The sequence below is a fragment of the Epilithonimonas sp. JDS genome, from assembly GCF_021261315.1.
Taxonomy (GTDB): Bacteria; Bacteroidota; Bacteroidia; order Flavobacteriales; family Weeksellaceae; genus Epilithonimonas.
This window is the reverse complement of sequence record NZ_JAJSAX010000001.1, coordinates 347,493-372,117: the sequence shown is the minus strand read 5'-3', so window position 1 is coordinate 372,117 and position 24,625 is coordinate 347,493. Positions and strand designations below refer to the sequence as shown.

Annotated in this window: 28 protein-coding genes; 9 read left to right on the top strand and 19 right to left on the bottom strand. The window is 32.8% G+C overall.

The window, feature by feature from the left end; all coding sequences use genetic code 11:
- Positions 1-10 precede the first annotated feature (10 nt).
- From LUD75_RS01870 to LUD75_RS01835, 8 genes are all read left to right on the top strand, one after another.
- Positions 11-1,348: a hypothetical protein gene (locus LUD75_RS01870; protein WP_232704024.1), complete on the top strand. Its 1,338-nt coding sequence runs from the start codon at positions 11-13 to the stop codon at positions 1,346-1,348.
- Between the two features lie 19 nt (positions 1,349-1,367).
- On the top strand, positions 1,368-2,441 hold the full coding sequence (locus tag LUD75_RS01865; RefSeq protein WP_232704023.1) for a glycosyltransferase: 1,074 nt from the start codon (positions 1,368-1,370) through the stop codon (positions 2,439-2,441).
- Positions 2,442-2,565: 124 nt separating this feature from the next.
- A complete protein-coding gene (locus LUD75_RS01860) occupies positions 2,566-3,534 on the top strand; it encodes an NAD(P)-dependent oxidoreductase (protein WP_232704022.1) in 969 nt (322 codons plus the stop codon).
- A gap of 350 nt (positions 3,535-3,884) precedes the next feature.
- The gene (locus LUD75_RS01855) at positions 3,885-4,343 is read left to right on the top strand and encodes an adenylyltransferase/cytidyltransferase family protein (RefSeq protein WP_232704021.1); all 459 of its coding nucleotides are present in this window, start codon (positions 3,885-3,887) and stop codon (positions 4,341-4,343) included.
- Positions 4,340-4,885 carry a dTDP-4-dehydrorhamnose 3,5-epimerase gene (rfbC, locus tag LUD75_RS01850; protein ID WP_232704020.1) on the top strand — a complete coding sequence of 182 codons (546 nt, stop codon included), beginning with the start codon at positions 4,340-4,342 and terminating at the stop codon, positions 4,883-4,885. Before LUD75_RS01855 ends, rfbC begins: the two co-directional genes overlap by 4 nt.
- A gap of 124 nt (positions 4,886-5,009) precedes the next feature.
- Positions 5,010-6,401, top strand: coding sequence for an exopolysaccharide biosynthesis polyprenyl glycosylphosphotransferase (locus tag LUD75_RS01845; RefSeq protein WP_232704019.1), 1,392 nt, complete (start codon positions 5,010-5,012; stop codon positions 6,399-6,401).
- A 90-nt stretch (positions 6,402-6,491) separates the two neighbouring features.
- A complete protein-coding gene (rimO, locus tag LUD75_RS01840) occupies positions 6,492-7,796 on the top strand; it encodes a 30S ribosomal protein S12 methylthiotransferase RimO (protein ID WP_232704018.1) in 1,305 nt (434 codons plus the stop codon).
- A gap of 718 nt (positions 7,797-8,514) precedes the next feature.
- Positions 8,515-8,883, top strand: a complete 369-nt coding sequence (locus LUD75_RS01835; RefSeq protein WP_232704017.1) for a septal ring lytic transglycosylase RlpA family protein — start codon at positions 8,515-8,517, stop codon at positions 8,881-8,883.
- Between the two features lie 75 nt (positions 8,884-8,958).
- Here LUD75_RS01835 and LUD75_RS01830 read toward each other — a convergent pair whose 3' ends face one another.
- The 19 genes from LUD75_RS01830 to LUD75_RS01740 all read right to left on the bottom strand — a co-directional run bounded on the left by LUD75_RS01830 (position 8,959) and on the right by LUD75_RS01740 (position 23,588).
- On the bottom strand, positions 8,959-11,079 hold the full coding sequence (locus LUD75_RS01830) for a cation:proton antiporter (protein ID WP_232704016.1): 2,121 nt from the start codon (positions 11,077-11,079) through the stop codon (positions 8,959-8,961).
- Positions 11,080-11,089: 10 nt separating this feature from the next.
- Positions 11,090-11,662 (bottom strand): hypothetical protein, encoded by a 573-nt coding sequence (locus LUD75_RS01825; protein WP_232704015.1) that lies wholly within the window; start codon positions 11,660-11,662, stop codon positions 11,090-11,092.
- Positions 11,663-11,792: 130 nt separating this feature from the next.
- Positions 11,793-12,059, bottom strand: a complete 267-nt coding sequence (locus LUD75_RS01820) for a hypothetical protein (protein WP_232704014.1) — start codon at positions 12,057-12,059, stop codon at positions 11,793-11,795.
- A gap of 20 nt (positions 12,060-12,079) precedes the next feature.
- Positions 12,080-12,289, bottom strand: coding sequence for a hypothetical protein (locus tag LUD75_RS01815; RefSeq protein ID WP_232704013.1), 210 nt, complete (start codon positions 12,287-12,289; stop codon positions 12,080-12,082).
- An 88-nt stretch (positions 12,290-12,377) separates the two neighbouring features.
- Complete coding sequence (locus LUD75_RS01810; protein ID WP_232704012.1) at positions 12,378-12,941, bottom strand: DUF1963 domain-containing protein; 564 nt, start codon at positions 12,939-12,941, stop codon at positions 12,378-12,380.
- Positions 12,942-13,028: 87 nt separating this feature from the next.
- On the bottom strand, positions 13,029-13,529 hold the full coding sequence (locus tag LUD75_RS01805; protein ID WP_232704011.1) for a hypothetical protein: 501 nt from the start codon (positions 13,527-13,529) through the stop codon (positions 13,029-13,031).
- Between the two features lie 40 nt (positions 13,530-13,569).
- Entirely contained in the window at positions 13,570-14,283 is a 714-nt protein-coding gene (locus LUD75_RS01800) for an FG-GAP repeat protein (protein ID WP_232704010.1), read from the bottom strand.
- A gap of 70 nt (positions 14,284-14,353) precedes the next feature.
- Positions 14,354-14,848 carry a hypothetical protein gene (locus LUD75_RS01795; protein WP_232704009.1) on the bottom strand — a complete coding sequence of 165 codons (495 nt, stop codon included), beginning with the start codon at positions 14,846-14,848 and terminating at the stop codon, positions 14,354-14,356.
- 545 nt (positions 14,849-15,393) lie between these two features.
- On the bottom strand, positions 15,394-15,717 hold the full coding sequence (locus tag LUD75_RS01790) for a hypothetical protein (RefSeq protein ID WP_232704008.1): 324 nt from the start codon (positions 15,715-15,717) through the stop codon (positions 15,394-15,396).
- Positions 15,718-15,923: 206 nt separating this feature from the next.
- Positions 15,924-16,346, bottom strand: coding sequence for a hypothetical protein (locus LUD75_RS01785; protein WP_232704007.1), 423 nt, complete (start codon positions 16,344-16,346; stop codon positions 15,924-15,926).
- An 86-nt stretch (positions 16,347-16,432) separates the two neighbouring features.
- Positions 16,433-16,927, bottom strand: coding sequence for a YfbM family protein (locus LUD75_RS01780; protein WP_232704006.1), 495 nt, complete (start codon positions 16,925-16,927; stop codon positions 16,433-16,435).
- Between the two features lie 187 nt (positions 16,928-17,114).
- Complete coding sequence (locus LUD75_RS01775) at positions 17,115-17,699, bottom strand: hypothetical protein (protein ID WP_232704005.1); 585 nt, start codon at positions 17,697-17,699, stop codon at positions 17,115-17,117.
- Between the two features lie 151 nt (positions 17,700-17,850).
- Positions 17,851-18,846, bottom strand: coding sequence for a hypothetical protein (locus LUD75_RS01770; protein ID WP_232704004.1), 996 nt, complete (start codon positions 18,844-18,846; stop codon positions 17,851-17,853).
- Positions 18,847-19,029: 183 nt separating this feature from the next.
- On the bottom strand, positions 19,030-19,404 hold the full coding sequence (locus LUD75_RS01765; RefSeq protein ID WP_232704003.1) for a hypothetical protein: 375 nt from the start codon (positions 19,402-19,404) through the stop codon (positions 19,030-19,032).
- 282 nt (positions 19,405-19,686) lie between these two features.
- Positions 19,687-20,664, bottom strand: coding sequence for a hypothetical protein (locus LUD75_RS01760; RefSeq protein ID WP_232704002.1), 978 nt, complete (start codon positions 20,662-20,664; stop codon positions 19,687-19,689).
- On the bottom strand, positions 20,636-21,028 hold the full coding sequence (locus LUD75_RS01755; protein WP_232704001.1) for a hypothetical protein: 393 nt from the start codon (positions 21,026-21,028) through the stop codon (positions 20,636-20,638). Before LUD75_RS01755 ends, LUD75_RS01760 begins: the two co-directional genes overlap by 29 nt.
- A 277-nt stretch (positions 21,029-21,305) precedes the next feature.
- On the bottom strand, positions 21,306-22,007 hold the full coding sequence (locus tag LUD75_RS01750) for a toxin-antitoxin system YwqK family antitoxin (RefSeq protein WP_232704000.1): 702 nt from the start codon (positions 22,005-22,007) through the stop codon (positions 21,306-21,308).
- 177 nt (positions 22,008-22,184) lie between these two features.
- Positions 22,185-22,802, bottom strand: coding sequence for a CpXC domain-containing protein (locus LUD75_RS01745; RefSeq protein WP_232703999.1), 618 nt, complete (start codon positions 22,800-22,802; stop codon positions 22,185-22,187).
- 150 nt (positions 22,803-22,952) lie between these two features.
- On the bottom strand, positions 22,953-23,588 hold the full coding sequence (locus LUD75_RS01740; protein WP_232703998.1) for a hypothetical protein: 636 nt from the start codon (positions 23,586-23,588) through the stop codon (positions 22,953-22,955).
- 145 nt (positions 23,589-23,733) lie between these two features.
- Here LUD75_RS01740 and LUD75_RS01735 point away from each other — a divergent pair, with 145 nt between their 5' ends.
- Complete coding sequence (locus tag LUD75_RS01735; RefSeq protein WP_232703997.1) at positions 23,734-24,567, top strand: tyrosine-type recombinase/integrase; 834 nt, start codon at positions 23,734-23,736, stop codon at positions 24,565-24,567.
- Positions 24,568-24,625: the final 58 nt, after the last annotated feature.

The following is a 24,625-nucleotide window of genomic DNA, read 5'->3' as shown; positions in this document are numbered from 1 at the left end:
AACACAGAATATGAAAAAAAATAATATTATATATCAAATTACAAGTCAAAAATTACCCAAAGTTATATTTTGTAGTTTAGTTTTGGTGTTACTCCTATTATTGGTTTCTAACTTCCTTTTTTCTCAAAAAAAAGTAGAAATAGATTTTTCTCAAAAAACAACCGAAAAAAAATCTACTATTGGATTTTTACACTTCAACGATCTAAAACCATTAGAAAAAGATATTATTGCTCTAAAACCCGCATACTGGAGAATAGGCAGTGCAATGAAAGACAAAAATACCAGATTAGAACAGATGAAAATTCTAAAAAAGTATAATATCAAGCCTATCCTTGTTGTTACAGATTTCTTCTTTCATAAATCATCACAATGGAAAAAACCCTATTCTGATAAAAAAACTTTACTCACTTTGGTAGAAGAGTTATATAAAGAAAACGGTAATGAGGTCATCTATGACCTGTGGAATGAGCCCGATATCGAAGTTTTTTTTGAAGGATCTAGACAAGATTTTTTTGAGACTTTCAAATTAATTCATGATAAAATTAGATCCTTGCCGGGAGGTAATGATGCTATTATTACAGGCCCATCAACTACTTCATTTAAAGAAGTTTTTTTTAAGGAATTTTTAGAATTTTGTAACAGTAATCATATTAAATTAGATTTGTTGAATTGGCATCAGCTTGAGCTAAATGGTATTGATGATGCTCTAAAAATGAGTAATACAATAAATTTTGTAAGACAAGATTTGATAAAAAAATTTCCGAATTTAAAAATAAGAGATGTTATGATACCGGAGTTTGTAGGATCAGATGATTATTTCAAACCGTTAACATCATTAGCCTATATCAATGTATTGGATAATTTAGGAGTTGTAGGTTGCAAAACTTGTGGGGATGCTCCTCCAGCACAGAATGAAAATACTTGCTGGAATAATTCTATAGGCGGACTATTAACACCACAAGGCAAACCCAGATCTGTTTGGTGGGTTTACAAATATTATGCAGAAAGTTTAAATAATAGACTTAATACAGGCGTTGATTCGGAAAAAACCGTTGCCATTTCTTATCTCTCTGAAAATACTAATTCTGCTAATATATTATTTGGAAACTTGGGAAAAATGGCTTCATCCTTTCAGATTAATCTAAAGTCAATCAAAAAATCACCTTTATTTTCCAAATCAAATAAAATTAATTATACTCTTTTTAAGATTCCGGATACTGAACAAAAAGAATTATCTTTACCAATTAAAATAAAGTCAGGCTCAGTCTCTCTAAACAATAGTAATGCAAACATTAAGTTGAGTAATATTGATACAGAATCTGTGTATTTGCTAAAGATAAATAGATAAAACTAACAACACAATTTTTATGAAAATCTTACATATTGCAGAGGCTTTCAGTACAGGGATCTATACTTACTTGAGGGATTTGACATCCTTTATTATTCATGCTCATGGTGCTGAAGATCATGAAATTATTATTATTTATAGTAAAAGAGATGTGTTAGATGAATCTAAAATAAAGGATGATTTTTCGGATAAAATAAAATTTATCAAACTTCAAATGACTCGGGACATCAATCCGAAAACCGACATCCAATCATTCCTCGAACTAAGAAAAATTTTAAAAGTAGAAAAACCCGATATCTTACATCTGCACTCCTCTAAGGCAGGTGTACTAGGTAGAATGGCAGCGGTCGGTATTTTGAAAAGAGATAAAATTTTCTACTCTCCTCATGGCTATGCATTTTTAAGACAGGACATATCACCATCCTCACAAAAAATATTTCGACTTATTGAGAAGTCTGTACAACTTTTTTTCGGTGGAATTACAATTGGATCTGGAGAAACGGAGTTGAAGTTTGCAAGAAAGATTGGAAAAACCTATTTTGTTAGAAATGGTATAGACTTTAAAAACCAAATTTTCACCCAAGATAAAACCCAGAATAAAAGATTCACTGTAGGTACTATTGGTGTTCTTCATGCACAAAAGAATCCACAAGGATTTAATGAGATTGCACTCAAAATGCCAGACGTAGATTTTGTTTGGATTGGAAATGGAGAATTGGCAAATCAGATTACTGCTCCTAATATTACAATTACGGGTTGGGTTGGCACTAGACAAGAACTACTTACTCGAGCTTCTGCATTTGATGTATATTTACAAGTTTCTTTGTGGGAGGGGCTTTCTATAGCCATTTTAGAAGCTATGGCATTAGGGAAACCTATTGTAGCAAGCAATATAGTTGGTAATAAGGACTCGGTCGAAGATGGTAAAACCGGATTTCTCGTTAATTCTATGGATGAGGCAGTTGAGGCTATTAGGAAATTGCAAAATAGCCCAATCAGAGAAGAGATGGGTAAAGCTTCCTTTGAACGATGCAAAGAATTGTTTGATAAAGACAAAAATTTTGAAGAGTTAATTAAAATTTACAAATCTTAGTCATACTATTTTTATTTTCTGAACATAGTCATTTCTTCATTGCGGTTAATATATAGAAACAAATGGACATTACAACTATTATGTGACAGTTGTATATTTTTGAATAAGCTAATCAACACAATTAATGAATTATTTTATATTTGGAGGCTCAGGCTTCATAGGAACTCATCTAATCAATTATTTATTAGAAAAAAATCCAAATTCTAAAATTTACAATCTTGATATAAGAGAAAATCTGCACAATGGTAAATCTGTTTTTATTTATTGTGATGTAAGATTAGAAATTAACATTAATGTTCCTGTATCTGAAAATGATATCATTTTTAATTTTTCTGCAGTTCATACAACACCAGGACATCCCGACCACGAATATTTTGAAACCAATATTAAAGGTGCTGAAAATGTAACGGCGTTTGCAGATCAATTTAACATTAAGAAAATAATTTTCACTTCATCTATTGCCCCTTATGGAGCATCAGAAGATGTTAAAACTGAAGATACGCTGCCTACGCCAAATACGCCGTATGGCATTTCCAAGTTTGTGGCGGAAAAAATTCATATGGCTTGGCACATCAAAAAAGAAGAGGAGAGACAATTGACCATTCTGCGACCGGGCGTTGTTTTCGGGAAAGGCGAAAACGGAAATTTCACAAGACTGTATTGGGGAATCAAGGGTAGAAAATTTTTATATCCGGGAAGAAAAGATACGGTAAAAGCTTGTATCTATGTGAAAGAATTGGTGAACTTTATGCTGTTCCGTTTAGATGAGAATAAAACCGATTGTGAGATTTACAATTGTGCTTATTTTCCAGCTTTTACCATTGAAGAAATTGCTGAAACAATGATGAAGGTGACAAATACAAAACGTTTTGTTCCCAAAATTCCTGCACCTATTTTGAAATCCGCAGCCGTAATTATTGGAAATCTGGGTGGGAAAAAATTGGGAATCCACCCCGACAGAGTGAAAAAACTGATGATATCCACAAATATTAGTGGCGAAAAATTAGCGAAATCTCCCTATAAGTTTAAATATAAATTCGAGGAAGCTTTAAAAGACTGGTATGCAGACAACGACAATCAGTTTTTGAAATAATATTATTACCTCCAAACTTTTTCTTAAAACAGGCCGTATCTCATTTCTGTTGATTATTGTAATCTATAATAATCGAGTTTATCTTTCAGTTATACTGAATTTTACAGTTACATTAGAGTTGAATGACTTAATTTCCACATTAGCATTAAGATTTTTGTATCCGTCACATTAATTATGTTAACATTTTTTGATTTAATTAATTTTATACCACCTCCCAAGCCCATATCCTTGCTATGCAGCATAACGAATTAATTAGATGTTTGATCAAACTTACAAATAAAGATTGTAAATCATAATTGGAATGATTTAATTAATATTTTTTGTACTTTTGTCGTAATAAACTAAAACTTATGAAAACACAAAAAGTTGGAATCACATTTTCTTCTTTTGATTTACTTCACGCAGGTCATATAAAAATGTTGGAAGAAGCAAAAACTGTTTGTGATTACCTAATTGTTGGCTTACAACTGGATCCAACCTTCGACCGCCCGAATAAGAACAGACCATCTCAATCCATTGTAGAAAGGTATATTCAACTTAAGGCTTGTAAAGATGTAGATGAGATTATTCCCTATAATACAGAGGAAGATCTTATGGATATTTTGCAGTCATTTGTTGTAGATGTACGTATTATTGGCAGTGATTATAAAGATAAAAATTTCACAGGAAAGGAATACTGCGAAAAAAAAGGTATAGAAATTTTTTATAATAAAAGAGATCATAGATTTTCCAGCTCAGCGCTTAAGAAATCCGTTTTTGAGCAGGAACTAAAAAAACTTGATTCAACATTAGGAAAACAGATCGTATGAAAATAAAAGAAACACCACTTAAGGATTGTTATATTATCGAACCAACTGTTTTTGAGGATGATCGAGGCTATTTCTTCGAAAAGTACAACGAAAAAAAATTCGAACAGGAAACAGGACTTAATGGTCACTTCGTTCAAGACAATATATCCAAATCTTCCTATGGTGTACTAAGGGGATTGCATTTACAAAAAGGTGAACATGCACAGGCAAAATTGGTTTCCTGCCTCGAAGGTAAAGTATTCGATGTCGCTGTAGATCTGCGTGAAGACTCTCCAACTTTCGGAAAATGGTTTGGCATAGAATTGACGCCAGAGAATAAACTTCAACTATATGTACCTAGAGGTTTTGGACATGGTTTTTCAGTCTTGAGTGAGACTGCCGTTTTTGCTTATAAATGTGATAATTTCTATAATAAAGAATCCGAAGGAGGTGTGCTTTGGAATGATCCCCAAATTAATGTGGATTGGAAACTGCCAGCTGAAGATGTAATTCTCTCAGATAAAGATGCAGTTCTTACCACATTTTCTGAGCACAATTTTTAATTTAGTACTTATTTTTTATTATTTTGTTAAATTAATGTTATATTTGAAATTAACATATTTTGGCAAAGTAAAAACCCCAAAGTGTACTAATGAAATTGAAAAAAAATACTTCATATTTTAAAATATGCCTCTTTATTTCTTGAGAAAATTAACCAAATACCTTGTATTTGGAGATTATATAATTATTAATATTATCTTTCTGTTAGGGATTAATTTTTTTATTAGTCCTTCGGAGATTTCTGTTATTAAACCAGATTATAAAACTCAGTTGTTAATTCTGAATTTCTCTTGGTATATCATTTCAAAATTGGTGAAATTATATGCAGATTCTTATTACAAAGATTCTGCAAAACACTTTAGTTCATTATTCAAGGCTTTATTAATTTTTATCATATTCTTCTTCTTTTATAATACTTTAATCTATTCAAAATCAATTAGTATTTGGTTTACTGTAAAGTATTTACTGTTGGTTACTTCTATGATGGTTTTGGGTAGAATAGTGATATTCTTAATCAGGAAAAAATATAGAATTAAGATTACTAGAAGCATTAATTCAGTCAATACAATTTTGATTGGTAAAAATAATTTTTCAAAAACGATTTTATCTAATGAGGAGATTAGATCGTCTATGGGAATCCGGGGTTTCTATTCTCTAGAAAGTTCAAGTGGGAAAGGTAAATATTTGGGAGATATAAATAGTCTCTTGGAAGATTTGGAAAATGAAAAAATTGATAATATCATTCTTTGTGACGACTCAATTGATGAGGAATTATACAACGAGATTGTCCACGTTGCAGAGCACAAAATGATAAGAATTTATATCGTTCCGGATTTTAAATATATCAATATGGGACCTCATTCTTTTGATATCATTCAAGGTGTTCCATTTCTGAAATTAATGCCAGAACCTCTTACGAATTCTGAAAATCAAATATTTAAAAGATTTTTTGATATAGTTTTTTCACTATTTGTCATTGTATTTATTCTTTCTTGGCTTGTTCCAATTGTGGCTTTAATCATTAAAATAGAAAGTAAAGGATCTGTATTTTTCCTTCAAAAAAGATCAGGAATCAAAAATGAGCCTTTTAACTGTATCAAGTTTAGAAGTATGGCAATTAATAGTACCTCAGATTATGCTATGGCAAAAAAGGGTGACAGCAGAATAACGAAATTTGGTAAATTCATTAGAAAAACAAGTATAGACGAACTTCCTCAATTTATAAATGTACTAATAGGAGATATGTCAGTCGTGGGGCCAAGGCCGCATATGCTTTCACAGACTGAGCAGTATTCCAAAATTACAAAAAAATATATGCTAAGACATATCGTAAAGCCAGGAATTACTGGCTGGGCGCAGGTAATGGGTTCGCGTGGAGAGATATTCTCTGACAAAGATATGGAGAAGAGGATTGAAAAGGATATTTGGTACATCCAAAACTGGTCATTCTTTTTGGATCTTAAAATTGTATTCCTTACATTCTATAATATTGTAAAGGGAGATGAACAGGCTTATTAAATCAATTTGTTTAAAAACAATCTAAATAGAAAGAACCAAATTTTTGGTTCTTTTTTTTATCACTAAATTTGCAACCTCAAATTTTTATAAATGCGTACGAAATCAACAGGTAAGAAAAAAATAAATATCGTCACTCTTGGATGTTCCAAAAACGTCTATGACTCAGAAGTTCTGATGGGACAGCTGGAGGCTAACGGTAAAAAAGTAGTTCACGAAGAAAAAGGTGATATTGTAGTTATCAATACCTGCGGATTTATAGATAATGCAAAGGAAGAAAGTATCAACACAATTCTGGAATATGTAGATCTGAAAAACCAAGGTGTAGTAGAAAAAGTATTTGTAACGGGTTGTCTTTCTGAAAGGTACAAACCGGATTTGATTCGTGAAATTCCGGATGTGGATCAGTATTTTGGAACCAGAGATCTTCCTGTTTTATTAAAACATTTGGGAGCCGATTACAAACACGAATTGGTTGGCGAAAGATTGACGACCACGCCAAAACATTACGCTTATCTAAAAATTTCTGAAGGCTGCGACCGTCCTTGTTCTTTCTGCGCAATCCCACTGATGAGAGGAAATCACATTTCGACTCCCATAGAAAAACTTGTGATCGAAACTCAAAAATTAGCTAAAAAAGGCGTGAAAGAATTAATTCTGATTGCTCAGGATTTAACTTTCTATGGTCTGGATATTTATAAGAAAAGAGCTTTGGGAGAACTGCTTCAGGAATTGATAAAGGTTGAAGGCATCGAGTGGATCAGACTTCATTACGCTTTCCCGACAGGTTTCCCCGAAGATGTTCTTGATATTATCAAAAACGAACCGAAAATCTGTAACTATATTGATATTCCGCTGCAGCACATCAACACCGAATTGCTGAAGGCTATGAAACGTGGCACAACGTTCGAAAAAACGAATGCGCTTCTTGATAAATTCCGTGAAAAAGTGCCGGATATGGCAATCAGAACAACATTGATTGTAGGATTTCCTGGCGAAACAGACGAAAAGTTTGCAGAGTTGAAACAATGGGTGAGAGATCAAAGATTTGATCGTTTGGGCTGTTTCACATATTCTCACGAAGAAAATACAACAGCTTATGTTTTGGAAGATAATATTCCGGACGAAGTCAAAAATAGAAGAGTTGAAGAAATCATGGAAATCCAGCAGCAAATCTCTTGGGAGAAAAATCAGGAGAAAGTTGGTAAGGTTTTCAAATGTATTTTTGACAGAAAAGAAGGCGATTATTTCGTTGGTAGAACAGAATTTGATTCTCCAGATGTAGATAATACCGTTTTGGTGCCTGCAAAAGATGTCTATATATCCATTGGAGAGTTTGCAAATGTGAAGATTACTTCAGCGGAAGATTTTGATTTGTATGGAGAGTTAGTGGATTAGTTAGAAGATTACATTTCATAAACTTCGATAATAAATCAACTGCAAAAAGCTTAAAGCGATGAATTACAAATTCATCGCTTTTTTATTTATCGTCATTGAACTAAAAAATAACTTTATCTGTATCATAACCTATGAATCTATGATAATGTGCTGAATTTTTAATCTTATTAATTGATGTAATCTCAGATAGATAATCTCAAATTATAATACTTTCTACTAAATATCAAGTTAATCTCGAAGCAAAAATTATGTAATTGTGTTAATATTTTTGTGTTTTAAGTTTAAACAATTGAATATCAATAACTTAAATAATTATTAAATCGTTGAAACTGTATTTATGCTAATTAATTATGAATTTGATGTTAATATTTAGTTTTGTTAAAGATAATTAAAAGTATTAAGTGAATTTATTAAATAATTTTTCCTAAAACTGTAAATTAATTATATGAATCAATTATTTTACTAATTTCGAAAATGTAATATTTTACTGATTATCAAGTGTTTAAGTCTTGTGTGTTTTTAATTTTATAATGATTTAATTAACAAAATTGAATATAAATTAACATATTTTAACAAATCTTGTCATTGACTTACAGCAACTGATTATCGAAGGTTGAAAAGTGGATTTTGGGTTGTAAACGCGGCAGAAAAGCCAAAAGTGAAGTTCGGGAAAGCTTTAAAGGTATCTTTGCAGAGTCAAAACCAATAAAAATTCAACATGATAAAAAGAATTCTTCTTGTAGTCATAATGATGATTTCCACACTTGGTATTTATTCTTTCAAGAGTTATGCCACAGATGCTAAAACAAGTTTTGCATCGTTCTACCACGATAAGTTTAATGGTAGAAAAACAGCAAGCGGAGAAATTTTCAGTAACAGAGAACTTACCGCTGCTAATAAAACACTTCCTTTTGGGACAGAAGTAAAAATTACTAATTTGATCTCCGGGAAAAGCGTTGTAGTTAGAGTTAACGACAGAGGACCATACCACTCGTCCAGAGCCTTTGATCTCTCGAAAGCTGCATTTGATTCGATAGGCGACACCAGAAAAGGTACAATCGCAATTGAATATGAAATTATCGACTAAAATTCAACTTATTTTAAAGTTTAAAAGCCATCCAGATCGGATGGCTTTTTAGTTGTTCAATTTCTTAATTCGAATCTAGCTGAAGATTTTCTTTATTATATTTCCTATCTCTACAAAATCATCGTGATTCCTCACGGAGCGAATTTCAGTATCATTTTCATCTGTTTTGGAATAAGGATAAATAAGCAGGTAATTCTTGTTGTGCAAATGTGCATTCAGAAAATCCGGAATGTGGCGCATTCTTGGAAAATAAGAAATCATTCCACGTTTGGCTAAGATCAGAATCAAACCTTCATTATCTTTAATGCTTTCCGCTTTCTTCTCTGCATCTGCCCAAGAGTTAATGATGATAAAGTCAGCTTCGATATTGACTTTCTTAATGATTTTCTTTAAAACATTGATAATGTTTTCCGGCGCGTAAAAACTTAGGACAGCACCAGAATTTTTTCCAATATTCCAAACCCTTGCTAATGAATGGTAGAATCCGGATTCCAAATGTGCGTTCTCCGGAATCATTACAAGATATCTTTTCACTGTTGATAGCGGTTGTGCTGCGTGGTAAACCAAAATATTAATATCATCATTCTGCAGGTATCCATTGTAAAGATTGTCTGCAAAAGAAGCGGAAAATCCCTTCTCATCTTCCAAACCAATAATCAGGTCTGTGACTTTTTGTTCTTTTACGACATTGTTGATTCCATTAATCACGTCATTATCGTATCGCGTGAGAGGTTTTAAGACGACATCGGCGGCTGATGCGGTGTTGACAGCATAATTCAGGATTTTCTCAGCATTTTTGGTCGACGAATCATTTTTATCTTCATTAATGACATTGAGACCAAACATGTTTTCGGTATTAGAATGATTTTTCACCAGTAATCCGAGATTAACAGTTTTATCAACCATTCCTTCATAATTAAGTGCCAGAAGAATGTTCTCCTGCTCGTGATTGTCGCCGGAAAGTGTGTCTTCATTTTCAGCTTCTGCAATTTTTTCTGCACTCGACATTGATATGAATGATGAAATCGTACAGGAAATCAGAATTAATAAAATACTGCCGTTCAAAACATGCTCATTCAATAATCTCACTGGTTCTCCCGATTCGCTTTCGGAAAGGATAATGTTGTAACCAACCATCACGGCGGCCAGAGTGGCAGCGGCAGAAGCGGAACTTAATCCGAAAATTAATTTCCCTTCGTGTTTTGTCAGTTTAAAGGTCTTCTGAGTGAGAACTGCAGCAATATATTTCCCCAGGATTGAAGCCACCAGCATCACGGCTGCAACTTGAATAGTTTCCCAACTTTTGAAAAATACTTTGAAATCGATCAGCATCCCAACGCTTATTAGAAAGAAAGGAATGAAAATCGCATTCCCGACAAACTCAACCCGATTCATCAGAGAAGACGTGTGTGGAATCAGTCTATTCAAAGCCAAACCGGCAAGGAACGCTCCGATAATGGCTTCAACACCCGCTAATTCTGCCAAAAGTGCGGCGAGGTAGATCATTACCAAAACAAAAATGTACTGCGAAATCTTGTCATCCACTTTCTTGAAAAACCATCTGCCAATAATTGGGAAGATTAATAAAACTACCAATCCAAAAGCCAGAACAGAAGCGGAAAGTTTGATCCAAAACTCGCTGCCCACATCGCCTTGTGACATCCCGACAACCACTGCCAAAACCAGTAGTGCAAGAATATCGGTAATCATAGTTCCGCCAACAGTGATGTTTACGGAAAGATTTTTGGCAACGCCCAATTTGCTCACTAACGGATAAGCTATCAAAGTGTGCGACGAAAATAAACTCGCAAACAAAACAGATGTCAGCAATGAAAAACCTAAAAGATAATACGATCCCACAAAGCCTAAAACAAAAGGAACGATAAAGGTGTAAATCCCAAAAGTCAGACTTTTCCATTTGTTCTTTTTGAAATCGCCCATATCAATTTCCAGTCCTGCAAGAAACATAATATACAGCAATCCGGTTGTTCCGGTCACGACGATACTGCTGTCGCGGGACAAAATGTTGAAACCATTTGGTCCAATGATAGCTCCCGCAATTATGAGTCCCAAAAGATGTGGAACCTTAATTTTGTTGAGTAATAGCGGCGCACTGAGAATGATGATGAGAACCACCAAAAATTTCAGAACAGGATCTTCCAGCGGAAGGCTGAGGTTGTGAATACTTAGAAGCATTTGTGTGTTTTTATTTTGATGGACGTACCAATTCTACAGAAAATGCAGCAGAACAGTTGTTGTTTACAGTGATCGTTCTCTTTCCGCGCATTTTGCCAGGCGAGATTTCATTGAGAAGAATATTCATATCAACAAGCTTAGCTGCTGTAGAATCGGTTTTGAAATTGAGTCTGATTTCATTATTCTCCAATTTTCCAGAATAGGTTCTTACCAGATTGTTGTTGCTGTACACATTGACTGAGGTTTGCAGAGAATCATTGACGAATTCCCAAACATCTGTTCTCTGATCGCCAATCACGTAATCGGAGCAAGTGGACTCTGTGCAGATGACTTTTCCAGACCATTTCCCAAGGATGTCTACTGGCCAGGTTGGAACAATTACAGAATCTGTTTTTTTTGCATAGAGGCTGTCTCTCATTTTCAGCAGAGACTGGAATTCGGATTCTTTCTGAGCGAAAATATTTTCTTTTTCGGAAAGTATTTTTTCACGGATATCCAATTGTTTTTCCCTTTCGTTCTCTTTGCAGGAAAACAGGAAAATGGTGAGACTCAACAACAATAAAAACTTCGGAATTCTCTGCATAAACTGGATTTTTTGAAATTTCAAGTTAATAAAAAAATAATAAATCGCAGATCGCAGGAGACTAAGGACTATAATATAAAGCAAAAAAACCACCTTAAAAAGATGGTTTAAATTATATTATTGATGACTTTCAGGAAAGTTTGACTAATCTTACAACTTGGTACACAGCGTGATTTTTCGATGATAAGGATCTTACAATTTCCGGAATTGCCTGTAGATGAGCTTCGCAGAGATAACCAAATTCCAGTTCCTTGATCACTTTGCCATGTTCGGAAATTATCTTTTTTAGTTTTTTATCTGTTTTATAAAGTTCGACATAAACCAGATATTTGCTGTCAGAATATTCTTTTGGCGTTCCGATGACTTGGATGTATTTTTCTAAATCTTTATTTCCCATTTTTATTCGGTTTAAATTAATTATCGCTTCTTGAATTTATTGTTGATGGCAATCAAAACAGATCCGCTCATCAGAAAAACAAAAAGCATAATGATAATATTGATGCTGACCTGTCCGTAACCAAGTTTTAAAACGTTCAGAAAAGGGTATTGAAGCCAATAGAATATATGTAAAATTGGAAAATCACCGCTAACGTTTCGGGCTTTGCGCTCGGATGGAAATCCAAGCACAAAAGCTGATATTTGTGACGAAAGTCTATTGCAAGACTGCTGTTGAATTTTACACTTCTACCGCCCGAAGGTAGTATTTCTTTAAGTTTTAGCAACAATCCCAATTAAACCACACCTGGCTAAAATCTTTTTCTTTTAAACTGTTAGGGTTAATAAATAAATTTCCTACACCAGAGTCACCAAACATAATTTCTTCATCGGTGTCAATTTGCAAAAGTAGAATTTCGTCTTTTTGGTTGTCATTATAATCCCGTGGGTCAGATTGTGTAAAATAGGCATATCCACCAATTTTATGTCCAATTCCGTCAAGAATATAGTCCATGTCAGTTTTTTGTTCGTCAGTTAATTTTTCCTGGTAGTCATAATATCGTTTTCCATTAAAATCCATATCAAATCTAAAATCTTCATATCCTCCGTATTCGATAACTTTTTCGAAATCCAATTTATGTTCGCAATAAACAGGACTTTCTTTATACAACTTTTCAGTTAAGAAAGAGAAATCTGTTTGATATTCATTTTCTGTAGTTTGATGGAAAAGAATTTTGTAATCGTCCATATCGTACCAATCTGTTGGAGAAATAAAAAATTGTAAAATTCCGTCAGTCGGATAGTTTTCGAGAGGCGGTGTTTCTGAAAAGTTTATTTGTGCCAAAAGTAGCCGAAACTCTCAACTAAAATACAAATCTTAACCGAAACAAAAAACGTGAATTGCAGACTTACTGCTCACTATTGCAATACCCTAATTAGCGGTAGTTTTTATAATTTTTGCCGCTACTTCAAATACTTTGTAATCATTCTTATTGGTATTTTGAAGGTCATATTTTTCAATTTCAATTGGATATGTTGCAGTTTCTTTTTTGTTGGTTCGAACGTTTTGTTTTGCAATTTCTACTGTTTTGGTATTGAAGTTATAGGAAATATCATATTTTTCTACAGGCAGTATTAGACCATTATACGTACCTGAAATATGTCCTAATTTATCTTTTAATAAAGAAAAATTTTCGCCAATGCACATCATTTTCTCCGACTCTAAACGAAATATTCTGATGATTTTGTTCAAAAATGGATTTTCGTGGCGTATCAAACGGAAAGCCCCATTTTTTATCTGTACTTCAAAGACTTTATCATAATAACTCTCGTCAACTGCAAGGATTTCATCATTTATTTCTTTGATTATATAATTGCTATCTTTAGGATTATAAAGTAAAACATACAACGAACTCTCATTGTAGTTTTTCATTCCTTTTTCGTGATTGGGCGTATCGTAGCGAACTATATTTTTATTTTTTTTTCGGATTGACGGCTCTTGCAATAAGCACTATATCGTCAAAACCGTCCTTATTCAAATCGCCTTTAGCAAGGGCGATTTCTTCCCAACCCGATAATAATTCGGTATAATTTTTTACGGTATTACTTTTCAGTTCGGGATAATAGATACACATTCTATCAAGTTCCGTATCGTAGTCACCTTTTAGTAAATTTTTATACTGATCGATATTTTCACAAACCTGTTTTTTCATCACACGGTTTTCGGGATAATTCTTTTGTCTGCTCCAATAGCTTAGTAGTCTTGCCTTGTTTTTGTAATTGTCGGCATAACCGGGAAATTGTTTAATCGCTTCGTCATAAGCAGTCAAAGCATTGTTAAACAATGTTTCGTTATAAGGCTCATCGTATGCCTTTTGATGCAAGGTTTTGGCAAATTGAAGCTTAGCCAGAGGCTCATCTTGTTTTGACTGTACAGCCTGCGCATAGAGATTTTCTTTTAAATCCTGATTATCTAAACCTTGCATGGAAAATTGGTTCAGTACGTTGGCGTAGTTAAAGATGGCATTGGGGTTTTTGGGTGCCAATTCGTAAGCCTTTTTAAAGAAAGCACCGCTCTGGTTTTCGTCGCCCAAATCTACAGGCAGGTTCTGTAAACAAGCACCCGCATTCAGATAGCCGAGATAGCCTTTTGGGTACAGTTCAATCGCTTTTTTAAAGTAAATCAACGCGTAAGAAAACTCTTTTTTATTATAAAATGATAAGCCTACATTGTTGAGTGAAGCTTCTCTGTAAGGTTCATAAACTGTTCCAAGAAAGGCAAATAATGCATTGGATTGCTGATAGGAACCGGAACGAAAAAGTTTTTTCGCTTCTGTAAAAAAACATATCCAATTCTTTTTCGGTGAAAGCTTTTTTATCGTCTTGTGCCAAATATTCAATAGATTGGCGGATAGTTTCGTTGCTTAATCTTCCGCCTTCGCTATTGTTCCAATGGTTTTTTCTTGAGATATAACTGCTTCCGTCTTTCGCACAGGAATATCGGTTCATCAATGTTTGAAGCAGGAAAAAGCGTGTTTTGTCGATTGCAACTTGCACCATCCCATCGGTAAATAATTTATAACAAGATGCAGGATATTCTTCCTTTTTTTTTGTCATTTTTAAATAGATGGGAATACTATTTTTTATGACATATTTTTCATAAATATTTTTGTTGATGCTTTCTTTGCCTGCTGCATAATTTTCAAAATCCTGGTAAAAATCAAAATTTTTCTTTTGAGGTTCATTTGGCATGTTTTGCTTTATAGCTTTGGTCGTAGCTATAGGTATTGACAGTTGCGGTTCGTTTTTGGATTGTGCCAATGCAGACTGATAGGTAAGTAGTAAGTAGGGATAGTATAAATAAAAATGTTCTCATTACTGTAAATCATATTATAAATTGAACTAAATAAACTCCGACAAGTAATGTAATGATAGCTATCAAAATCAAACTTGCATTTCGTTGTTGTATCTTAATTTGGTTGTGAAATTTACGAGCTTCGTAAGCGAAAAGACGTACGCTAACCACAATAATAATAGTTATTATCTGAAAAAAAATACCTGCATATCCAATATCTATATCAAGAATTATATTCAATTCCTAAACGGTCTTCCTCATAATGATATCAGGTAAAAAAGCAAAAGCTGAAATCTTTGGAAAGACTTCTATTATTTAATAGTTAGTTTTCTGTTGACTAAAAGATAGAAAAGATATTAGGTTGAAAAATGTCAGTATGAGTAGTCTTTTCAGAACATTATCGATAACGTTTCGCCCCACTATTGCAAAACCCTTGTTAGCGTTAGTTTTTTATACTGTCTAATTTTTGTATTAGTTCATAACTGTTTCCACCACCACAAGAAGAATGAATTACTTTACCACTTCTACCAATCAGGATTTTTGCGGGACTACAATACATATTGTAATTTAGAATTTCAGGTTTGCCTTGTGATTTTGTGTTGTCAATCTGCTCAAATAGGATTTTAGAATTTTTCAAGTATTCATCTAATTCTTTTTGGTTTTCGACATAGCCTTCTATTATACCAATAAATTTGATTTTGTCTTTATATGAATTATAAATTTCATTTAATTCTTTCGCCATATCATATGTTTCACTCTTTTTCAATCAGGTTTTGTGTAGGGAAACGGTCGTGAAAATTATGGCTAGTTTTTTTTGGCTTGCTGAAGGCAGGGATTTTCAGAACAAAAGTTCAATCGAGGAGCTAATGTTGATATTTGCACAAATGTCCAATCGAAGCCGTTCAGCACCGCTTTTTGCAAATCCTCGTTAGTGGGATTGCTATTTTGTATGTCTGTTAGATTCCTGTTTTATTAATCAAAAATATTACCAATTCTTTCCTCTTCGTCATCTTTGTAATTGTGCAAAAGAATAGTTTCGTAGCCGATAGCATCAATCAATTTGTCAAAGAAAAGATTGACTTCTCGATTTTGAATTTCTGTATTCTCAGATAAATTCTGTTTGTCAAAATACAAGATCCATTGCGTCTCTTGGTTGTCAAATTTTAATTTTCCGTCCAAGTCTTCATTGGGGTAGAGGTCAAAATACCAACGCGGGTTTTCTTTTATAAACTGAAAATAATAATAGTCGTAATTGAAAGCTGAGATTGAATCATCATTTCTTTTGTAGATTTTTCTATATTCATATTCATTTTTTAGAAACTTGTTAATTCTTTTCACAATTTCCTTTTCGTCTTCTTTATCGCATATTATTCCATATTCCGCACGTATGATCATAACTGTCTATTTTTATGTGATCTATTTTTTCATTGCTGTTATGCATTGTTGGTCAGCATTACGTTAGATGAAGCCTTTTCTGTCGATTAGTTTAAAAATGTAATTATTGCATCCTCGTTTTTTGTTGCGTCTGCAAAAACACTTTGTAATGTCAAAAATCCGTCAGCCACATAATCAAATGCATCATCTCCCTCGTCCCAAATTGTAGGATAGACTTCTAATTCAGTCATTTTTTCAGGATTGAACTTTTGCTTTATGTCAGCAATTGTGATTTTTGAAATTTCATTATTTAGTTCCGCAACCTGTTCAGGTGTCAAATAGTGAGCTGGTCCATAACCTAAATCCTGTTCCTCATCAATTAGTTGTCCACTGAACAAAACTCTTACAAGATCGTGTTCCGCTGTTGCTAGACTTTGTCCAGTAAGTAGAAATATTATTCCGTCCCAAGATTTGTCAATATCTACTAGATTTTCGTTTTCCGTTTCGTCGTCATAGATCTTGTCTTCCAATAATGAACTGTCTTTTAAATAGTCTTCAAGTTCAGATTTAGTCACTCGAAGCAGGTTTCCTATCATACTCATAATTCAAAATATTTTTTTTAAGTTGCTAATTTTTGTATGCGCGTTTTTCTGTCAAGGTTACTGCTAGCGGTTTTGGGCTTTGCGAAGTGGCGGAATTAAATTTTGCACAAAAGCCGAAACGAAGAACAAGTGTTGAATATGCCAGTTTTGCCTAACTATTGCAAAAGCCTTGTTAGCAGTAGTTTTTTTATTTGCTCTTTATCCGCTCGATATCTTTTCCATTTGTTATTAAAGCAACATAGTCAAATTTTTTTATCGTATAATTTGTCATAGCGCTATCAATATTTGGTCTTGTTGATTTTTCCATTCTCGAATAGTAAAACTCTATCCACCCAGTGCAACTCGCATCATATTTGTCTGTGGTTTTATTGTGCAAAAATTTAATTTCAATCGTTTGCGCTTTTTGAATAGAGTCAAACTTGAATTCTGGATACTTTTCTAAATACCAATTTTCTATAATAGCTTCTGCTTTCCATAAGTCTAGATCATAAATTTTTTGAATAATCGAATTGAATTTTTTTTTGTCGGTTTTATAGAAAGGATTCATCTTCGGTTTCAATTTCAGGTTTAATGTTCGATAACCGAAATAAATAAATTTTTCATCTTCACTTGCAATTTCATAAAAACCTGTTTGAGTTTTAGAAAGACCAACTTGCGGATTATTTTTTAGTAGCTCAACGGCTTTAAGAGGCGAACAGTATTCGGGGTTATTTTTTTGTGAACAACCTATAGCTGATAATAATATTATAATAAAAAGGGCTGTTTTTTTCATAAAATATCTGCCAACTTTTCGGTGCCTTGCGATGGCGGGGCAATAGAAGCACCAATATTCAATTTTGTACAAAAATTAAATCATAGAAAATACCGTTGAACTTTGCAGTTTCGCGCCACTATTGCAAAAGGCTTGTTAGCGGTAGTTTTTTTTAATATACTTGCAGTTCCGCAGTATTTTTTGGGCGGTACAAATAAAGTTGAATGTAGGTTGTAGTTCCAATGTCTTTATCTTTTCGTTTAAAGCCTCCCCAAAGTGCGGATTTTTCGTTATTTATTTTTTCTAAGCACACCAATTTTCCGTTGGCATAAAAAGTCATTTTGTATTTTTCTATGGGTTTCAAATCAAAAAATTCAAGATCATCATCTGTTCTAAATTGATACTCTTTGTCCCAACTATTTTTTATTTCTTCGGAAGAAAGATACATTTGCTGTGCAAGTCTTTTTTCTTTGTCATACTGAATGTTGGCTAAGTCATCTTTTGTTCCTTTCAAGTAAATGTTTCTTACTTCATTGTATTTTGCGACAACTTCCTTCTCTAAAATTTTTAGCTGTTCTTTATCTTTGGTGAAAAGTAGCTCTGCATTATCTAAACTGTTAATTTTATAAGGAACATTTGCTTCAAAAGTAAAACTGTCTTCAAAATATTTCTTTCCATCAAAAGTTGCAACTTCTCTACCTTCAACCATTTTCTGAGGCGTTGTATAAGTTTTCACTTCTTCTTCATCGCCCCAACTATTATCTTTGTTTATGAAAGATTCTTCTATAATTATCCGAACACCAGAGTTCCTCATTAATGTTGTGTGCATTGAATTGGTGGTTTGATTAAATCCAGGAGACAAACGAATAGTTATTTTTTGTGCACCTTTTTGGGTGATGTCCCAATTCAGCGGAAAATACGAACCTGACAAACCGCCCCCAGAATTATCTTTGTATTTAATTATGGGAACGTCATTAATTAGAATTTCAAACGAGCAATTACTCGTTGTAATACTTGCTCCGTAATGCGGTTCTTTACTGAAATGTTTTATTTCGTTTCCGATTGCATAAATATCTTTTTCTGATTTTGTGTTTTTATTTTGTCCGTTACAGCTTGTGAATAGAAGTGTGAAGTTTAGAAAGAAAAGTATTTTGTGTAATTTCATCATTCCTTGTTGGTTTATTTCATTTGGCCGGTTCTGTAGAATTACTGCCAACGTTTTGGGGCTTTGCGATGACGGGGAAATCAAAGCCGAAACCTTCAACTAAAATACAAATTTCAACCGAAGCACAAAACGTGAATTTTAGACTTTCTGCCCGCTATTGCCAAACCCTCGTTATGTGCTGTACTTTTACTCATTCTGTTTTGTCAATATTAGTTTGTCATCAACTTTAGAGATTAAATAAATTAAATCTTTTTTCTTTCTAATCTCAGTAGGTTTTTCCCATCCTCCAGAATATGTAACAGAATCTACAGAAATGCTTATTTTGTCCTTGTCAAAAAAATCATATTTTCCAATTACAGTTGTAAAATTATCATTTCCACAGAAGGCGGTGTATCCACTACTAAAATTCATTTCTTTGTTTGAAAAACTAGTTAAGTTACCTGCAAATTTTCTTTGAATAAATTTTGTCAATGTAAATTTTCCCGCATTTGGGTCTAATCCTAAAATAGCATTGGTTTCCCAAATTCCATTTTCTAATTCATTTTTGTAAATATTTTTCACGTTCGTATTCCGTTGTGGTTTTGTGTCGCAGGAAAAAATGAATAAAGTCATAATCAGTAAAGACAGATTTGAAAAAATTTTTTTTGTCATATTGATTTGTATTTCAGTTTTCGGTTTTTCATTATGGCACATAATGTTTCGCGGCTTTGCGATTGTGGGTCAATCGAAGGACAAATGTTCAATTTTGCACAAATGTTCAACCGAAGATCCGCTGCGGCGGATGAATTTTGCAGTTTAGCCCGCCTGACGCAAAACCCTTGTTAGCAGAAGCTTTTTTGTTCATTAATCTATTTCGCATAGAAGTTTCACTGGAAATTTCACTTTCATAAAAACTTCTATATAGTGATCTATATCAGAAAAAAAATCTTCAAATTCTTCGAAAGTTGATAAATAACTGATGCCTCCAAGTCTATTGAAATTTTCTTTGATTTTAAGTTTGCCAATAACTTCAAATCTGTCTTTCATATATGTCATATCTTTATGCGTAACGAACTCAAACGGAATTCCAAATGCAAAATGTTCTCTTCCTTCAAAAACTTCGATAAAGCTATCATCGTAAGTTCTATCTTTTTGAGCTTGTGTCATTGGTTGAGCATTGTTTTTGTGATACTCCCAAAGTATGTCAATCTCTGGTTGTTTCTCTAAAAATTCCTTTTTACTTCGTCCGTGTCCTCCCATTATATGTCCAACAATAAATTCATTTTTTAGTAGATTAATTGTTGGCTTATCTTTCCTCTTGTATGTAGTTATGGCTAATTCATAAGTTGTTTGTGATTTGTCTTGTGTGATATTTGCACAGATGACAGCACAATAATTATCGTCAGGAAGGCAAAAAGTTAACACATCATTTTGTTCAAAGTGTAGATTTTTTACAACTCTATATTTTTTTCGTTTTCGGATTTTTTGATTTGGTTCAGATATATTTTGCAGAAACTTGTCAAGTACCTTTAGTCTTTTTTTTCCTTCTTTTTCATCACATTCTTCAGTCCAAAGTTTCACACCTGCTTTAAGGTCAATAACTCGCTTTACTTCATTAAGTATTTCGTCTGTCAATTCTCCGATTTCCCAAAATGCAAGAGCGTAAGCTGTTACAAAAATTTCGTGATAAAAATCTGAATTAATACCATAATCATCTTTTATGAAGGGATATTCTTTTTTTATAGTTTCGGCGTTTGCACCACTGTCATACAATTCCATAATATTTTCGTATGTGTCGTGTGCCAAATCTCCGTCAATTATTTGCACTCCGTCTGTTGCCATATTGTTTTTGTGTCTTGTTGGGAAAGATTTCTGCTAACGTTTCGGGGCTTTGCGTTCGGGCGAAAAATCGAAGGACAAAAGTTGATATTTCATTAGTTTTTTTAAAGTTCAGTAAAGTTCCAGGTCCCGGAATAAGATAAAAACCAATATTTGTATCAATATAGCTATTTAAAGCTTTTTCATCCTTTGTTTTAAAAGCCTTTATTAACTTAATGATTTCATTTTCTAATTCAGCTTTTGGATTTTGGATTTTAGTAGCTATAGGTATTTTTTCATTTTGAATGTTGGTGTTCGTATTTTTTTCCTTCTCATTCTTACAAGAAAAAAGAGAAATTGAAAAAAGTATTAGGATAAACTTTCTCATTTTTCATTATTAAAGTTGCGAATTTAGCATCGTTCTTTTATAGTATTTATATTGTTTACACGGCTTATCGGAAAATTACCACCAACGTTTTGGAGCTTGGCGTTCGGGCGGGATTTCGATGGATAAAAGTTGATATTATTTCTAAAGTTAAATTGAAAAACTACATTTGAATTTTGCGCTTCAGCCCGCCCGACGCAAAAGCCTTGCTGTGCGATGTTCTTTGTTTGAATGTCGACTTTGCTTTTCAATATCTAACACATTTAAGAAATATCTACAATTATTGTTCTTTCTCATATTTATAAGTTTTCATCAATTGTCCATAACCGTTATATAATTGCAATTCTTCTACTTCTCCATTTTTATAAATTTCAAGTTCACTTAATGTTTCGTCTTCGAAGTAGTATCCTTTCCATTCCCCAACTTTTTTACCATTTTGATAATTTCCGATAGATACAAGTTTTCCTTTATCATTGTAATATCTCCATTCTCCGTCTTCTTTTCCATCTTTATAACTCCCTTCAGATAATAATTTTCCATTTTTATGAAACTCTTTTCCATTTGTTCTTTCTCCATTTACGTAAATGTCAATCGTTTCTAATTTTCCATCTAAATAATGTTTGAATTCACCGTGTTTTATTCCATTTTTAGCATTCATAATAAAATTTAATGTGCCATTTTCATTATAATATTTCCATTCTCCATTTTCCAATCCATTTTGATAATTTGTAATTGACATTAGATTCCCATTTTCGTAATATTCTTTTACTTCGCCTTCAAGTTTTCCATTTTCTATGTTTCCGGTTTTTAGAAGTTTTCCACTTTCATAATATGCTTTCCATTCTCCTGTTACTTCACCATTTTCGTCCAAATAATTATGCTCTTTTAAATTTCCATTCTCATAGTATGTTTTATTTTCTTTTCCTTGTGAACAAGCAACTAAATAATTTAAAATTAGAATTATGAATAATAGTTTTTTCATCTTATGTTTTTATTTGTTTAGATTGTTGGTTTTAGCATATCGCACAATGGTTTGCAGCTTGGCGAAGTGGCGGAAGCACAAATCTTCAGTTTTGTACAAAAGTTAAACCGAAGAACAACTGTTGAACTTTGCAGTTTTGCCCCACTATTGCAAAGCCCTTGTTATGCGACGTTTTTTTTATTTTCTAAGGATTTCCATATTGTATAAATTGTCCTTTTCATTAGTTTCAAGATTTTTAATATCATATTTCATTTCCATTATTTGGCTTGGATTACTAAAGCAATAGAAAGAAATTTTTTTTTTAAATAATCCAGTTTCTATTTTCTTGAAAAATACTTTGAAATTAAAATCATCATTTATTTCTGCCACTTCTTTTATAGATTCGTCTAACATATTTTTCATTTTGTTAGAAACCTTTTCAACTACTAAATCATTTAGTTTGCTGTCAAAAATATTTATCTTTTCGATAAGTTTTTCGTATTCGTAAACTTTACGATAAATATATCCTTGCGTTACCATATTTTCGATTATTTTATTCTTTCCTTCATCGTTTACTTCTTCATCTGTCATAGATAACTCAAGCATTATTTGATTTTTCATATCGTGATAAAGAAAACCAGAAACTATATTTATTTCTTTTTTGCAATTTGAACAGATATTTTCGTTCATTTTACCAGAAAGAACTTTATTTTTAAGTTCTGGCTGTAGAGTGATATTTACCGTTTGGTAATATTCTAATTCTTGTTCAAAATTGCAATGAGGACAATTTTGTGTAATTTTATTATTTAAACTCATTTTCGATTAAATTTCGTTTAGGTCAGTTTTTATAAAATGTTGCATAACGTTTCGGGGCTTTGCGATGGTGGGGCAATCGAAGCACAAAACCTCAATTTTGCACAAAAGTAGAACCGAAGAACTGCCGTTGAACTTTGCAGTTTCGCCCCACTATTGCAAAACCCTTGTTAGCCATAGCTTTATTTCTTCATAATTACTTTTAAATTCAATTTTTATTGGTTTGTCATAGTTACTATCTCTAATTTCAATTTGCAACTTGTTTCCAGTATCAGACCAGTTTACCAATTTCGCATTAGCTATCGTTGTTTTCGATTTTGACGTTACTACTTCTACTGGTGATGCAAAAGTAGTCGTTCCAAATTGATTTGATTTACCTAACAATATTATGCTCTCCTTAGAGAATATAATATCTGCTTGCTCAAAGTCATAGATTGGTTGGCTAATATCAACATTAAAAAAACTTCTTTTGGAAAATAAGTCAAACCCTTTTACAATTACAGGTACATCAGAAATAATTTGCAAGTCTTCGTTATTCAAATCAAGAAAAGCTTGTCTGCCAAGATGGAACATTCTATATGTATTCCAATATATAAATCCAGCTTGAATTGTCAGTCCAACGATAATGAAAATAAAATATCCCCAAAATGAATTCAAATCAGTTTTGTAAGTCCAGAAAAACAGAAGCGTTAAAAACACAAATGCAAAAACCCAAATTATCTTCAAAAACCAAATGGGCTTTGTCGTTTTTAAGAATTGCAAGAATGTCTCTGGTCGAAAATTGTTCATAAAGTTGTGGCTAACACCCAAATTTACGCATTGCGACAATACTCAATATATACAATTGCGCTAATGTTGTTTTAATTTAGGCTATCTGCTTGCTAATCATTAAATTAAAATTTACTATATTTGGATAAACGCACAAACTTCCAAGATGAATAAAAATTATGTAGAAGATTTCGCTACAATATTGCGGCTTCAACGATATGCAAAAAGCAGTGTTAAAACTTACACCTCCCATTTATCTTATTTTTTGAAACTCTCGGCAAAGTATCAACCTGAAGATATTACACAAAAACAATTGGAAGATTTTATTATTTGGCTCGTTGAAAAGAAAAAAGTAGGATCATCTTATCAAAAAGCAATGATTGCAACTATCGTCAAGTTTTATCAGGAAACGTTTCAAAGAACAATTAGTTTAAAACATCTTTACCCTCAAAGAAGTGAAAATAAATTGCCGAAATTTTTAACTAAAACGGAAGTGAAAAAGATTTTAGATTCTACTTCCAACATAAAGCATAGAGCAATTCTTACAACTATTTACTCTTGTGGTCTCAGATTAGGAGAATTATTAGATCTTAAAATTTCTGATATTAAAACAAGCCAAAATATTCTGCTAATCAGGCAAGCAAAGGGAAAAAAAGATAGAGTAGTAATGCTCTCCTCCAAACTTATCGAGTTGCTGAGAGAATATTACAAAATCTATAAACCTAAAAAATATTTATTTGAAGGTTCAAAAAATGCGAAATATTCCCAGCGTAGTGTACAACAAATAATGAAATCTGCCTTGCAAAAATCACGTGTAGATTCTCCTGCATCTGTTCATACCCTAAGACATTCTTTTGCAACTCATCTTTTAGAAAATGGTGTAGATATTCGGATTATTAAGGATCTTTTGGGACATAATAACATCAAAACTACTGAAATCTATACACATATTACAGATATTTCAAAGCTTAGTATTAGTAGTCCGTTGGATTTTCTGTAAAACAAAAAACCGCTCAGAAAAAATCTGAACGGTTCTATATATTTAGTTGTCGTTGACT